Origin of the sequence: Corynebacterium flavescens (assembly GCF_008693105.1) — a bacterium.
Classification (GTDB): domain Bacteria; phylum Actinomycetota; class Actinomycetes; order Mycobacteriales; family Mycobacteriaceae; genus Corynebacterium; species Corynebacterium flavescens.
The window spans coordinates 231,923-244,509 of record NZ_VXKK01000033.1 but is presented as its reverse complement, the minus strand read 5'-3'; the positions used below and the strand labels follow the sequence as shown (position 1 = coordinate 244,509).

Annotated in this window: 9 protein-coding genes; 4 read left to right on the top strand and 5 right to left on the bottom strand. The window is 56.8% G+C overall.

All coding sequences use genetic code 11. From position 1 onward, the window contains the following. Window positions 1–428: 428 nt before the first annotated feature. Window positions 429–935, bottom strand: coding sequence for an excalibur calcium-binding domain-containing protein (locus tag F4V60_RS08555; RefSeq protein WP_075730201.1), 507 nt, complete (start codon window positions 933–935; stop codon window positions 429–431). 101 nt (window positions 936–1,036) lie between these two features. After that, window positions 1,037–1,312, bottom strand: coding sequence for a hypothetical protein (locus F4V60_RS08550; RefSeq protein ID WP_075730200.1), 276 nt, complete (start codon window positions 1,310–1,312; stop codon window positions 1,037–1,039). A 669-nt stretch (window positions 1,313–1,981) separates the two neighbouring features. Between F4V60_RS08550 and F4V60_RS08545 the strand changes: the two genes are divergently transcribed. From F4V60_RS08545 to F4V60_RS08530, 4 genes are all read left to right on the top strand, one after another. Then, window positions 1,982–5,953 carry a Pls/PosA family non-ribosomal peptide synthetase gene (locus F4V60_RS08545; RefSeq protein WP_075730198.1) on the top strand — a complete coding sequence of 1,324 codons (3,972 nt, stop codon included), beginning with the start codon at window positions 1,982–1,984 and terminating at the stop codon, window positions 5,951–5,953. Continuing rightward, the gene (locus F4V60_RS08540; RefSeq protein WP_170216853.1) at window positions 5,950–7,428 is read left to right on the top strand and encodes a DUF418 domain-containing protein; all 1,479 of its coding nucleotides are present in this window, start codon (window positions 5,950–5,952) and stop codon (window positions 7,426–7,428) included. The genes F4V60_RS08545 and F4V60_RS08540 overlap by 4 nt, the downstream gene beginning before the upstream one ends. 564 nt (window positions 7,429–7,992) lie before the next feature. After that, window positions 7,993–8,262, top strand: a complete 270-nt coding sequence (locus tag F4V60_RS08535) for a hypothetical protein (RefSeq protein WP_141256039.1) — start codon at window positions 7,993–7,995, stop codon at window positions 8,260–8,262. Window positions 8,263–8,391: 129 nt separating this feature from the next. After that, entirely contained in the window at window positions 8,392–9,138 is a 747-nt protein-coding gene (locus tag F4V60_RS08530) for an alpha/beta hydrolase (protein WP_075730196.1), read from the top strand. Window positions 9,139–9,230: 92 nt separating this feature from the next. Here F4V60_RS08530 and F4V60_RS08525 read toward each other — a convergent pair whose 3' ends face one another. The 3 genes from F4V60_RS08525 to F4V60_RS08515 all read right to left on the bottom strand — a co-directional run bounded on the left by F4V60_RS08525 (window position 9,231) and on the right by F4V60_RS08515 (window position 12,580). Continuing rightward, complete coding sequence (locus F4V60_RS08525) at window positions 9,231–10,118, bottom strand: hypothetical protein (protein ID WP_141256041.1); 888 nt, start codon at window positions 10,116–10,118, stop codon at window positions 9,231–9,233. A gap of 309 nt (window positions 10,119–10,427) precedes the next feature. Beyond that, entirely contained in the window at window positions 10,428–10,910 is a 483-nt protein-coding gene (locus F4V60_RS12615; protein WP_232315909.1) for an excalibur calcium-binding domain-containing protein, read from the bottom strand. A 176-nt stretch (window positions 10,911–11,086) separates the two neighbouring features. Continuing rightward, the gene (locus tag F4V60_RS08515) at window positions 11,087–12,580 is read right to left on the bottom strand and encodes a multicopper oxidase family protein (protein WP_075730194.1); all 1,494 of its coding nucleotides are present in this window, start codon (window positions 12,578–12,580) and stop codon (window positions 11,087–11,089) included. Window positions 12,581–12,587: the final 7 nt, after the last annotated feature.

Below are 12,587 nucleotides of genomic sequence, written 5' to 3'. Positions count from 1 at the left end.
ACCGGAAGACCAGCCCTCTACGACAACGCTATCCCAAACGAATACAACCACAACCTAGGAATCCGCAAAGGCTGGCCCGGCACCTAACCCCGACACGCCCGCAGACACACTTTTTGCTCCTTAGCCCACAATCGATACGCTGTTGAATAGTGGTCTCAGCCTTGCTATCGAGAAGTTTTGATACTGGCGCAGATTGTGACGGAATTATGTTTCGCTACATAAGGGCTCTTGCGTTTTGACGGTAAATAGTGAGCGCTCGATTGAAAAACTGGGTCACTGTTTACTGTGAACGCCGGAGAGGGACTCGCATCAAGGTGCCCAAGTTGCCTTGCTTGGCATGATTGGAAATATGCGCTTTCTGCCGGTATCGAAAGCTTTCGATACGAATTGAAAACGCATATTTGCGCGGGGCTCGATGAAGAGAAGAACTACTTCTCACAGGCGACGCCGTCGCCGTCGCGGTCAAGCGAGGTGCTGTAGCCGGGTGAACCGGCGTAAAGCGGTGCCGCACCGGCTGCCTTTACTTGCGAGCAGTTGGCGTAGCTTGCGGCAGGGGCGGGTGCTGGTGCTGGTGCTGGAGCCTCGTAAACGGGAGCAGGGGCAGGTGCCGGCGCGGGAGCCTGCTCCTCAACTACTGGTGCTGGATCGGGGGCCGGTGCTACGGGGTCCGGCTGCTGTTCCTGCGGGGCAAGAAAGCCGTGGATCTGTGTGTCCGCATCCTCGTTGATTGTGGGCTCCGGCTCCGCCGCTGGCTCTGAGCTAGTAGACGAAGCAACTGAAGAAGAAGTGGTCTTAATGGTCGACGACTTTGAAGATGACGTTGTCGAAGTCTCGGTCGTAGACGTGCTGGGCTCTGACTCATCAGCACTGCCACAAGCAGTGAGCGAAACGGCTACTGCAGAGATGAGGCAAAAAATGGAGAGACGGCTTTTCATGCCGAAGGCCTTTCGTAGAGGATGATCAAGTTTTAAGACTTTGGCGAGTGTTCCCGGGGAATAGGAAGGGGCTGAGGTCGTGGAGAGGAAGAGTGGAGTATCTATTGCTGCCAGGGGTCGTTGGTGCGGCAGTACTCGGCCGTGTTGGCTGAGATGCAGTTTCCCCACCATGTGTGGGCGGCTTGCTTTTCTGCGTTAACGGCATCAGCGTCGATTCCCTTGCCATAGCCGCACTTGTATGCGGGACAGGTTCCGCCGTCAGCGTAAGGGATGTTGCTGAGGTCCTGTCCGCCAGGGAACCAATCATCGTATTCGGGGGTTCCTCCGAGATTTGCGGATGTGCAGTTCGCGGGGTCGTACACGTAGGCGTCTGTCATTGGGCATCTATAACCTGTGCCGGCGGGTGCCCAGATTGAGCCCGCAATGGGTTGTAACACCACGGGTTCTTGTGCGGGGACGGGTGCTTGTTCTACTGGTGCTGGTTCGACGGCAGGTGTCTGACTTGGGGCCGGCTCGCTTGTCGTGGAAGTGGTCAAAGACGAGGGGCTGGTTGTGGCAGTGCTCGATGTGCTCGAGCTGAGGCTAACGCTCGAGGGCACAGAGGAGGAAACCGATGACGAGTCGGTGCCGCCGCCGCATGCGGAGAGGGCGAGAGGCACGGCAAAAAGCAGACGGAGTAGCTTCTTCATTCTTATCTTTCTTGGGTTCTGCTTGAGAGAGCAAGGGGACTCAGGCGCATCTAAGGAATGACCCAGCGCAACCCGCTGAGTGAGCAATGGTACGGGTGAGCTTAGTAAGTAGGAGAGTGAGGCGAAGGGGAGCGGGGAGACGCTCGGCTTCGGTTCGCGCCATTTACTGTAGTCCAAAGTGCGGAGAGTAGACCTTATTAGGGGCCAGGGACTGATTTTCCCCTAGTTAAAAACTTGGATTATTTAATGGTTTTGTTGGAAAAACCATTTACTTAATACTTATTGAAAGATAGGGTAATGCTTATCGTTAGCTAACTTTGAAGTGCATTAAGAAATACAGTTCCAAGGAGTCTCGATATGTCTGCTCGCTCGCAAAGCCAGGACCACCCCACCTTGGCTGTATTCGGGGTTGACCAATTTCAGGAGCCACGAACCCTCGTCGATATTTTTGAGGAAACCGTATCGCAGTATCCGGATGCTCTCGCTCTTGAGGGCGCGGGTGAGGCGCTGACGTACTCACAACTGGCGCAAAAGGTCCTGCAACAAGTAAGGAGACTCGAGGAGCTGGGTGTCGGGCACGGGGACCGCATCGGGATCAGAGTTCCTTCAGGAACCACGGACTTGTATGTCGCAATACTGTCCACCATGGTGGCAGGTGCCGCCTACGTGCCGGTGGATTGGGATGATCCGGACTCCCGTGCAGACACCGTTTGGGAGGAAGCCGGTGTGTCTGCAGTATATGGTCGTGACCTGGAAGTTATCCTGCGTGACAAAGTCCAACAGGGCGTCGGAAATGCCCCGGCACGACCGAGCGTGGCGGATGATGCGTGGATTATCTTCACTTCGGGATCGACGGGGAAGCCTAAGGGAGTTGCCGTCACTCATCGCTCGGCGGCTGCATTGGTAGATGCGGAGTCGCGGATGTATTTGGTGCAGCAACCGCTGGCCCCGGGAGACAGAGTTATGGCAGGGCTGTCTGTCGGCTTCGATGCTTCCTGTGAAGAAATGTGGCTTGCCTGGAGGTACGGGGCAGCGCTGGTTGCAGCGCCGCGTGACGTGGTGCGCTCGGGTGATGAACTGGGGCGGTGGATCGTCGACAAGCGCATCACCGCAGTCTCCACCGTGCCGACTCTGGCGGCCTTTTGGCCAGTGGAGTCACTCGATAACGTGCGACTGTTGATCTTTGGAGGAGAGGCATGTCCGCTGGATCTGATAGTCCGGCTGGAAGCGCCAGGGCGCGAGCTCTGGAACACCTATGGGCCCACCGAGGCAACGATCATCTCGACTGGGCAGCTTTTGACAAGAGAACCTCCCGTGAGGATTGGGCGTCCCACACCTGGCTGGAAGCTGGCGGTGGTGGGGCCTGACGGTGCTCCTGTTGCCTGGGGTGACACCGGTGAATTAATCGTTGGCGGGGTGGGGCTCGGTCGTTATCTGGATGAGGAGAAAGACGCGGAGGTTTATGCCCCTCTTCCCGCACTTGGTTGGGATAGGGCATATCGGACGGGGGATCTCGTTGTCGCAGATCCCGTGGGGTTGATCTTCGTTGGTCGCTCCGATGATCAGGTTAAGTTCGGGGGTCGCCGCATTGAGCTGGGGGAACTTGATAAGCACTTAACAGCGATCCCGGGGGTTCGCGTTGGTGCCGCGGCGATGCATACGACGGAAGCGGGCTCGGAAGTCCTCGTGGGTTACCTAGTCGAGGAACCAGATTCTGCTTTCGAAACGCAGGCGGCAAGGGCGTACCTGGCCGCGCATCTGCCTGGCGGAATCGTCCCCACATTGTGCGTCTTGGAAGATATGCCGATGAAAAGCTCCGGCAAAGTGGACCGTAATTCACTGCCGTGGCCCCTACCATCCGTCGTGGGGGTGGAGGGTGCTGAGCTCCCAGAAGAACTACGTGACCTTGCACGGCTGTGGCAACAGCAGCTCGGGCCCCTGCCGCTGACGGCAGAAAGTGACTTCTTCGACTTGGGTGGAAGCTCCGTCGCAGTGGCCAAACTCGCGGTAAGCCTGCGTGCTACTCATCCGGCCACCAATATCGGGGCATTGTATGAGAATTCGACCTTAGGGCAGATGGCGAGGTATTTGGAAAGCCTCAACGAGGAAACGAATGCTCGTCCGAATCCGCAGCCGATTCCGCGCTGGAGTGGTGTAGTGCAGGCCGCAGCGATACTTGCGATGTACCTTATCAACGGGCTTCGCTACGTTGTAGGTTCCATTCTTGTCGTGTGGATTCTGGCGGTTTTCTTCGATGCCGGATGGGTACCGCGACCGCCAGTGCTGCCGTTAATTATCGGGTGGATTGTGCTCTTCTCCCTCCCTGGTAAGGCAATACAAACGGTGATCGTCGCCAGGCTTTTAACAGCCGGAGTTGTGCCGGGTGAGTACCTAAGGGGTAGCCGGACGCACCTGCGCATCTGGATTGCAGAGAGGTTCATGACCTTTCAAAAGCTGGAACCGCTACTGGGAACTCCGGTTACCCCTTTGTTCTTCCGGATGATGGGAAGCAAGGTAGGAAGGCGCACTGATCTGCATTCGCTGCCTCCCGTGACGGGGCTGCTTGTCGTGGGCAATGACGTAGCTATTGAGCCAGAGGTAGACATCGCGGGCCACTGGATCGATGGAAGCACCCTCCATGTAGCAAGAATTGTGGTGGGGGATGAGGCAAGAATCGGTGTGCGCTCGATCGTATCTCCCGAAGCGACGGTCGGTGTTGGGGCTGAAATCCTGCCGGGGTCTCACGTGGAGGGAAATGTCGAGGGAAACATTCTTTGGGGTGGCTCGCCTTTGGTCCGTTGGGGCAGTGCCGGTGAGGCCTGGCCGGATGAGCGGGCTCACCTTACCCAGGGCTTGTCCCGAAATAGCCGCATAAGCAATGCAGTTCTTTATTCCTTGGGAAATCTCTGGGCATCAGGGCTAGCCATCATCGCGCTGACACCTGCCATTGCGATTGTCTTGCCGCAAGTGATTCGGATGCAGCGCTATGAAGAGGTTTTCCCAATCTTGGCAGCGTGGACACCGGTATTTACGGTCTTGACTATTGCGACCTGGATCAGCCTGGTTGTTCTGAGCATTCGGTGCCTGGCCACTTTGATTCGTCCGGGCTATTACTCCGCACGAAGTACCACGGCCTGGGCGCTGTGGCTCAGCCACGTGCTCCTGCAAAAGACCTTGACCTCGACGTACTTCATCTACGCTTCGGCACTTACCCCGGCTTTTCTCCGCGCCATGGGAGCTCACGTCGGCCGGGATACGGAGATTTCCACCGTGGAAACCATCCCACACCTAACGTGGATCGGGGATCGCAGTTTCTTGGCAGATCACTCGATGTGTAGCGCACCCAGGCACCGCTCCGGATGGGTGCATGTTGGGACAACGGTGCTGGGAGAGGGGAGCTTCGTTGGTAATTCAGGCATTGTTGGTCCCGATAGGGATCTGCCGCCCAATTCTCTGGTGGCCGTCCTGGCCTCGAGCCCGTACCACCCCGATGAAGGAACCTCGTGGCTGGGACGAAGCACGAGGCCCATACCGCGCCAAAAACTCCATGCTGATGAATCGCGTACTTTCCGGCCGAGTACGGGGCTGAGGATTGGCAGAGCAATGGTGGAAAGCCTACGGCTTGTTCCAGCCATTATTGCAGCCTGGTTAGATTTGCTGATCGTCTACGTAGGCACCGTGATCTTCATGAGCGCCGGCGGGCCACAGGCGGGAATACGCCAGGTCATTCTGTATTCCGGAGTAATAGTCTTTGCGGCCGGCTTAATCGCGGCATTAATCCCCGTGGTAGTGAAGTGGGTGATAATTGGCAGGTTCCGCGAGGGCAATCGCACACTATTTAGCACCTTCGTGTGGCGCAGTGAGCTGGCAGATACTTTTGCAGAGATGCTCGCAGTCCCCAGCTTGATCCGTATGAGCCTGGGCACGCCAATGTTTAACGTCTGGGCGCGGCTCATGGGCACTCGCATTGGGCGCAATGTGTGGTGTGAGACGTGGTGGTTGCCTGAATTTGACCTCATCTCCATTGGTGAAGGGGCGAGCGTTAATCGCGGAACAGTCCTGCAAACCCATCTTTTCCACGATCGCGTGATGTCGCTGGAACCTGTGGCTATGGGTGCTGGGTCCACCTTGGGCCCCAATAGCTTCATGCTCCCCGGCTCTGTGCTCGGCAGTCGTTCTACCATCCGACCGGGGTCACTCGTGCTTCGGCAGGACCAGATTCCTTCAGACAGCGTGTGGGAGGGAAACCCCGTTGCGCACATTCCCCAATGGGTCCCTGCTCAAAAGGCAGGTCCCACACCTACTTCCAAACAGGTGGTGCAGAGATGAATGATTTATTCGATGGTTTCGACGGCTCGAGCGAGGATTCCCGCAAGAAGATCCGCGAATCAAAGTTTGTGAATGCCCCAGGAATCGGGGCAGATGAGGCTGCACAAGTCGTTCCTTCCTCGCTCTTAGTGCCGGAAGGAGATCTCCCGCCCGGAATTCGTCCGCAACCCGGTCGGAGAAAGAGCTTCCGCAAGATATGGACCGGCGATCCTGCGGCGGATGCTACCGAGGAGACGGTTTTCAATGGCAGATTTATAAAGGGAAGAATCACCGGCTTTGATGCAGCTCGTGGATTTGCTCTTATCGGCATGGTGGCCGTTCACACGCTCCCGTCGTGGAGCCCTCAAAACTACGAACCAACTTTAACGTGGATACTTTTTGCTGGTCATTCGGCCGCTCTGTTTGCTGTACTCGCAGGGGTCTCCTTGGCGCTCATCAGTGGGGGAAAGAGTCCGCATACCGGCAGAAGGCTGCGCCGAGACAGAGTCCAGATTGTAGTTCGCGCACTGCTAATTCTGGTGATTGGGATGACAATCAACTTCATTAACATACCGGCTTTTAATATTCTTCAGTACTACGGATTGATGTTCCTCTTTGCGGTTCCTTTCCCCCGTCTTTCTGTCCGGAAGCTGCTCTTGGCTTCCTTCCTAACGGCGGTAGTGGGTCCGGCCGCAGCTTTCTTCGTGAACGCTAACCTCGACTACGAGGTGATCTACAACGCAACTCCTCTTGACCTTTTGGTAGATCCCTTCGATACTTTCTGGACCTTGCTTGTTGGAGGTACGTACCCGGTGGTGACCTGGATGGCTTTCGTATTCCTTGGCATGGCCGTTGGAAGAATGGACCTTAGCGTTCTCAGAGTCCAGATTCGGCTGGGAACGGCGGGGGCTCTATGCGCATTTATAAGTTCCTTATCAGCAGACATCCTCCTGAACTTCTTGGGTGGTTGGGATCGTCTCTTGCAGCGAACGCCTGATCTCACGGGCTCGGACCTGCTCGACATTCTTGATTATGGGCCGCAAGACAATAGCTTTATGCCTACTTCCACCCTATGGTGGCTCACGGTTAATGCTCCGCACGCGGATACATTCTTTTCTCTCACCAAGAGCGCTGGACTAGCTTTGGTAGCGATCTGCGTATTCCTTGTGTGGTCACGAGCTAATCCTGGAATTCTGCTGCCTTTGATGAACGCGGGAGCAATGACTTTCACGCTCTATGTCGCCCACCTTATTGTGCTCAGCACCATCGATACGGCTCGTTTCCCTGGGCTGTGGTTCGCAATCCAGATCTCCGTCATGCTCGTTTTTGCGTATTTCTGGAGCCAGGCCCAGCAACGCGGACCTGTGGAATCCATCATCTCTTGGACAACCAAGTCCGCGGGTAAGGCATTTGTTCCTGACAAGGCAGCCCCAGGGCCTGAACCGGAGGGGCCAAAACAGAAGAAGGGGTCGCGGGGTGGCAAACATCATAGGTAGAGCGCGGAGTTTTCCGGCCCAAGCCCTGAGAAGACTCCTTCTAAGTCAACGAAGCCACATGAAGTGGAGGTCACCATGAAAGATCGCTTAATCGGACGCTTTTCATCCGCCAGAAGTCCTTCAAAAGTATCCGTTGTTGCCGCCACGGGAGCTTTGATGCTCTTGACGGGGTGCGCTGTAGACGGTCCGCAGGTTGAGAACCGGCCGCCACGGGAGATTGCGCTAAGGCAGGGGGCACAAACCACAGAGGTGGCTGCACCTGCCCTTCCAAGGGAAAGAGAGATTTCTGCGCATTCTACTGAGCCCCACGAAGAGAAGATTTTGCATTTCGGGGAGGCCTCTCGAATTTCTACGCTGAGCAACGAAGGGGAAGTTCAACTGTGGTCGGTGGTAGTCTTTGCACCCGAAAGCCGCAGTGTAGAATTTGCCAATCTTTCTTCCCCGACCGGAGAGATAGATCACTTTGACTGCTATGGCTATGAGCTGACCTTCTTGGGAAGCTCAGTGAATTCTGGATCCTCTGACCTGGAGTTACAGGCATTACCCGACGAGAGGAAAGCAATCGTGTCTATCCCGGAGCTGTTTGCAGTCAACGACGAGGGGGAAACCGCCAACCGCCTGCGCAATGACGCAAGCACTATCTGCGGAGTCCCTGTTGAAGAACAAGTCCCAATGCGCTCTGCGCGTCTGGAGGAGGGAAAGCTGTATCGAGGTGCAGTCGCGAGCTTTGTCTACACCGATAGGCTGCGCGGGATCCCTTCCACGGGAATCGAGTTGATCCCAGATGCCTCCATCGGCGGGGAAGAAAACCACGCCTATACTTACTGGTTCTAAAAGGAGATGAGAGCTGCGCGTACTAATAGCTCGCCTCGCGGCTTCACCACAGTTACCGCCGTGGTGGCCATAATAGTGTTCTTTGTAGCTTTGGTTGCTGTGGTTGTGCATAGGGGGACAGAGGATCACATGCCGGAGAGTCAGGCGACGGACAACGAAAGCTCGGAGCAAGAGAATAAAGAACGCCCTTCGGTTTTGCGGGAATTTACTGCCCTTGGGCAGACCAGCACCTACCGCATCTTTACGGAGGGCGTCGATTTTTCCAAGCCTGTAGGCGTTGTCATGCGCTTACACGGTGATGGCGATAACGAGACCACCCAACCGGAGGGCGTCCTTTCTGATATCGCCGCTGTCGCAGCCGATCACAATATGATCCTCGTGGCGCCTCGCTCTCCGGACACGGCTTTCGGTGCGGTGTGGTGGCAGGAGCTGGACATCCATGTGGCGTGGTTGAAGCAGCTCGTGCAGGAAGTGATACTGCGCATCAAGGGTGTTGACCCTAAAGATATCTGGTGGATGGGTTATTCGGGCGGCTCGGAGATTCTGGGCTACGGGATTTTGCCCTTCGGTGGGGAACTCGTCACCGGTGGCGCGCTCATGATGGCCGGCGGCGGCGCCCCCGAAAGGCTTCCTGAAGGGTCCCCTTTGAGTCAGTCTCCAGCCGATCTTCCGCTGTCCTGGGTGGTAGGCACGCTTGACGACGGCTCTACCTCCCCCGACGGCTTCAACGCCATCCAGGCCGCGAGGAGTGGGGAGGAGTTCTACCGCGATTTAGGCTTCGACCAAACGTCTCTAGAATTCATCCCCGGCATAGACCACTACGGACTTCCCCAAGCCGAGAGCTTGGATGAGTTCTTGGACGCCAAGCGCGATTGATTAAGTAAGCCGAAGCTGGGAGTATCCGGTTTTCTGACATCCCGCTCCAAATAGTAGCGAAGTTCGCTCGTTCCTCCAGAGCCCGCAGTAGGTTAGTGGTCTCCGTCCAGAGCAAATTCCCATCTACCGCTTTGCGTTACCGTGTCGGTAAGGCGAAGTGTCTTCGCTGTTTCGGGAACCTCCATGTATTGCGTAAATTCCTTTGAATCTCCAGGAAAGAGGGATTGTGGCCAGGCACCTCGTATACCGTTCTCAGGTAGGCACTCCCCGAATATGTCGGTGGGACGATCAACGCCGTCATCGCCGACGGTCGACCAACTAACGAAGCCAGGCCAATAGGTCGAATCGACACCGTTTGGGTGACCGCCTTCTGGGACGCTGACGATTCCGCTTATTTTTACTAAGTTCGCAGACACCAGGCGATCGTAGCTCTTGCATTCTGTAACTCTCTCTAGATCGCGGATTATGAAGTTAATGGCGCAGTCGTAATCTTCAGGACTGTCGCAGAATGCACCGTGAACCTCACCGACGTGTCCTTCCACTGTTATGAGCTTCGGTTTCGTTCCCACGGAGCCGGCTGTGGTCGGTATTTCTAGAGGCTGCGGTGACGCGGAAGTTTGCCCATCCGATGCTGGTGTTTCTGTTGTTGGCGTTTCTACCGAGGTGGCAATAAATCCACTCGATACAAGAAGAACTATCGAGCAGATTGCAACAATTCCCCAGCGGCTTTTCGGCGGATTGCTGGGGTTAGCTTTCACTCTTAATTCGTGGATTAAGAACCAGGCACCGGGGAGGGATATGGCTGTTCCTGCTGCTAAACCAATCAAGACCATCGAAGTACGGCCATCAATCAAAGAAAAAGCTAGTGTCAGGGGACCGCACACAATGGAGACCCAAGCGAGTGCCTTCTTCCACTTCCCATTGGAGTGCAGTTGGGAATTCTGAGCTTGAGTTGTCTCAATGAACGGGTTGGTGGTCATGCGAAAGGGTCCTTCTAAGAGAGTAGCGAATTCCTAGATCGAGGGCTTAATGCTAGGCACCTTCGCAAGTAGTAGAGCCGAGGTTCTAGTCTTGTCGACTCTCCTAAGGATTCTGACTCCTGCAAGGCGTTGAGTTTCCATTGGGATCATGCCATAACCGCACTATTTGTCCGAAACGGTAGTTGCGCTTTCCTTCATCGTCGGAAAACAGCAACTGTTAGGGGGAGAGCGCGACGTCGCCAAGCGCGCGTCGCAACAAGAAATGAGGGGGCGGCGACGGCAGGTCGTGTAAGGGCCGTCAGCCTCACACTATTCGCAGGCCACACCGTCGCGGTCGCGGTCGAGGGAGGTGCTGTACCCAGGCGAACCGGCGTAGAGCGGGGCGGCACCTGCGGCCCTTGCTGCCGCGCAGTTTGGGTAATAGGCACTGGGTGCTGCGGGGGCGGGGGCTTGTTCTACATAAACCGGTGCCGGTGGCTCTTCGACGATGGGTGCAGGGGCCTCTTCAAAAGCAGCGGGTATGGGTTGCTCGACGAACTCTGGTGCGGGTGCTTCCTGCTCCACAATGACGGGAGCATCGTTCGTGGGCTCTTGAAAGTCATTGAAGGAAGTATCAACGAAACCCTGTGGTTGGGGATCATGGTCAACATCGTGACTTTCCACGGGAGTGTCGGAATGTGTCGCCTGAGAAGAAGTGCTGGTGGTCGTGCTTTCCGGTGCAGATTCCTCACTAAAGGAACCCACGACAAGAATCACGGGAACTGCCAAGAGAAAGGGGAGGAGCTTTTTCACAGCTGTGCTTTCTGGGGAGAGAGAAGAGGGAAGTGTCAGGGATGACATTGGGAAATGAGCATTGACCAAGGCGAACACGAAAAAGAACAGGAGTGATCCAAGGCCGTCGAGAGGCTCAGGGAAAGCATAGACCTAAGGCTCGGCGTTGGATACTCCTGCGCAATGGGTGGCAGTGACTAGTGCTGGTGATGAGCAGGCAGCGGAGGCGGCGTGCCCTCGCTGATGCTGAACTGACCCATCATTCCCTCGTCCTCGTGCCACAGGAGGTGGCAATGGAACATGTAGGGAATCTCTGGTGCGCGGTTCTCCCCAAACTCCATGATGAGGCGGAAGCGCACTCCCGGAGGGGTGTAAACGGTGTCTTTCGGGCCCGCGAGATCTGGCGGGGAAGGGGTCCCGTCGATGTCGAGGATGCGGAATTGGACGTCGTGGATGTGGAAGTTGTGGGGCTGGCTGTGAGTGTTTTCGACCTCCCAAATCTCCACGGTGTTGGGCGCCACAACGGCGTCGATGCGGCTCATGTCCATGCTCTCGCCGTTGATGGTGTTATCCCCGAGGAGGAACTCGCGGGTCTGTGCCGCGGATGATTCCTTCGGCGTGGTAGCCGTGGGAAGGGTCGGCGGAAGAGCCGGTGCTGCACGAAGTGTGGAGGAGGCCTGTAGCTCGAGGACGTCGAACTCATCCTCGGCACCTGCATCGCGATTACGGCTGGTGGCAACTCCCAAATCATGGGCAAAAGAGCGCAGGCGCACGGTGTCGCCCTCGTTGAGGCTCACGAGGATCTCGGCGCGCTCGCCTGGGCTGAGCAAGATACGGTCGAGCTGCAGCGGGGCGGCAAGGCGGCCGCCATCGGTAGCGATGAGTTCAAAGGTCCGATCTTCGGTGAGCCCCAAGCAGTAAGTGCGTGCTGTGGAACCGTTGAGCAGGCGCAGACGGATGCGTTGCGCACCGACCTCGATGTGTGCGCCGTGGGTGCCGTTGGTGAGGATGGTGTTGCCCAGCATTCCCACGCCGGCGCGGTTGGCCTCCACCAGCTCACCGGACTCGTCGAAGGACTTGTCCTGGATAATAACGGGAAAATCGTCGACGCCGTATTCGTGGGGAAACTCGGTGGGTTCCTCCGTATCATCGACGATAATGAAGCCGCCGAGGCCCTTATAAACGTGGCTTTCCGTCTTTCCATGGGGGTGGGGGTGGTACCACAAAGTCGCCGCGGGCTGATCGACGGTCCATTCCGGTGACCACGTTTCACCCGGTGCGATTTCTGAATGGGGACCGCCGTCGGCATCCGCGGGAACTCGCATGCCGTGCCAGTGCAAGGAAGTGGTCTCAGGGAGGTCATTCTTCACGTCAACGCGCAGCTTTTCGCCCTGCTTTAGGCGCAGCGTAGGGCCCAGGAAGGGGCCGTTTATGCCCCAAGTAGTGCTGGGGCCGGCGGGGACAATGGAGGATGTCCCTGCCTGCAGCCGCATGGAATAGTGGGAGATGTCGCCGTTTTTGGCGGCTTCGAGAAGCGGAGGCACCGGCAAGGCGGTGCTGAACTCGGAGGCCGACGTTATGGAACGTGAACCAGAAGCACTGCCTTCTTGAGATCCACATCCGGCTAGCGAACCCACACCCCACACACCGGCGCTAAGAACCGCGACACGGAGGAATTGACGTCTGCGCACTTGTGTT

Excerpts from the sequence above, each read along its gene's own strand:
- F4V60_RS08545 (WP_075730198.1), top strand. The coding sequence starts at position 1,982 with ATGTCTGCTCGCTCGCAAAGCCAGGACCACCCCACCTTGGCTGTATTC.
- F4V60_RS08540 (WP_170216853.1), top strand. The coding sequence starts at position 5,950 with ATGAATGATTTATTCGATGGTTTCGACGGCTCGAGCGAGGATTCCCGC.
- F4V60_RS08530 (WP_075730196.1), top strand. The coding sequence starts at position 8,392 with ATGCCGGAGAGTCAGGCGACGGACAACGAAAGCTCGGAGCAAGAGAAT.
- F4V60_RS08525 (WP_141256041.1), bottom strand. The coding sequence starts at position 10,118 with ATGACCACCAACCCGTTCATTGAGACAACTCAAGCTCAGAATTCCCAA.
- F4V60_RS08555 (WP_075730201.1), bottom strand. The coding sequence starts at position 935 with ATGAAAAGCCGTCTCTCCATTTTTTGCCTCATCTCTGCAGTAGCCGTT.
- F4V60_RS08550 (WP_075730200.1), bottom strand. The coding sequence starts at position 1,312 with ATGACAGACGCCTACGTGTACGACCCCGCGAACTGCACATCCGCAAAT.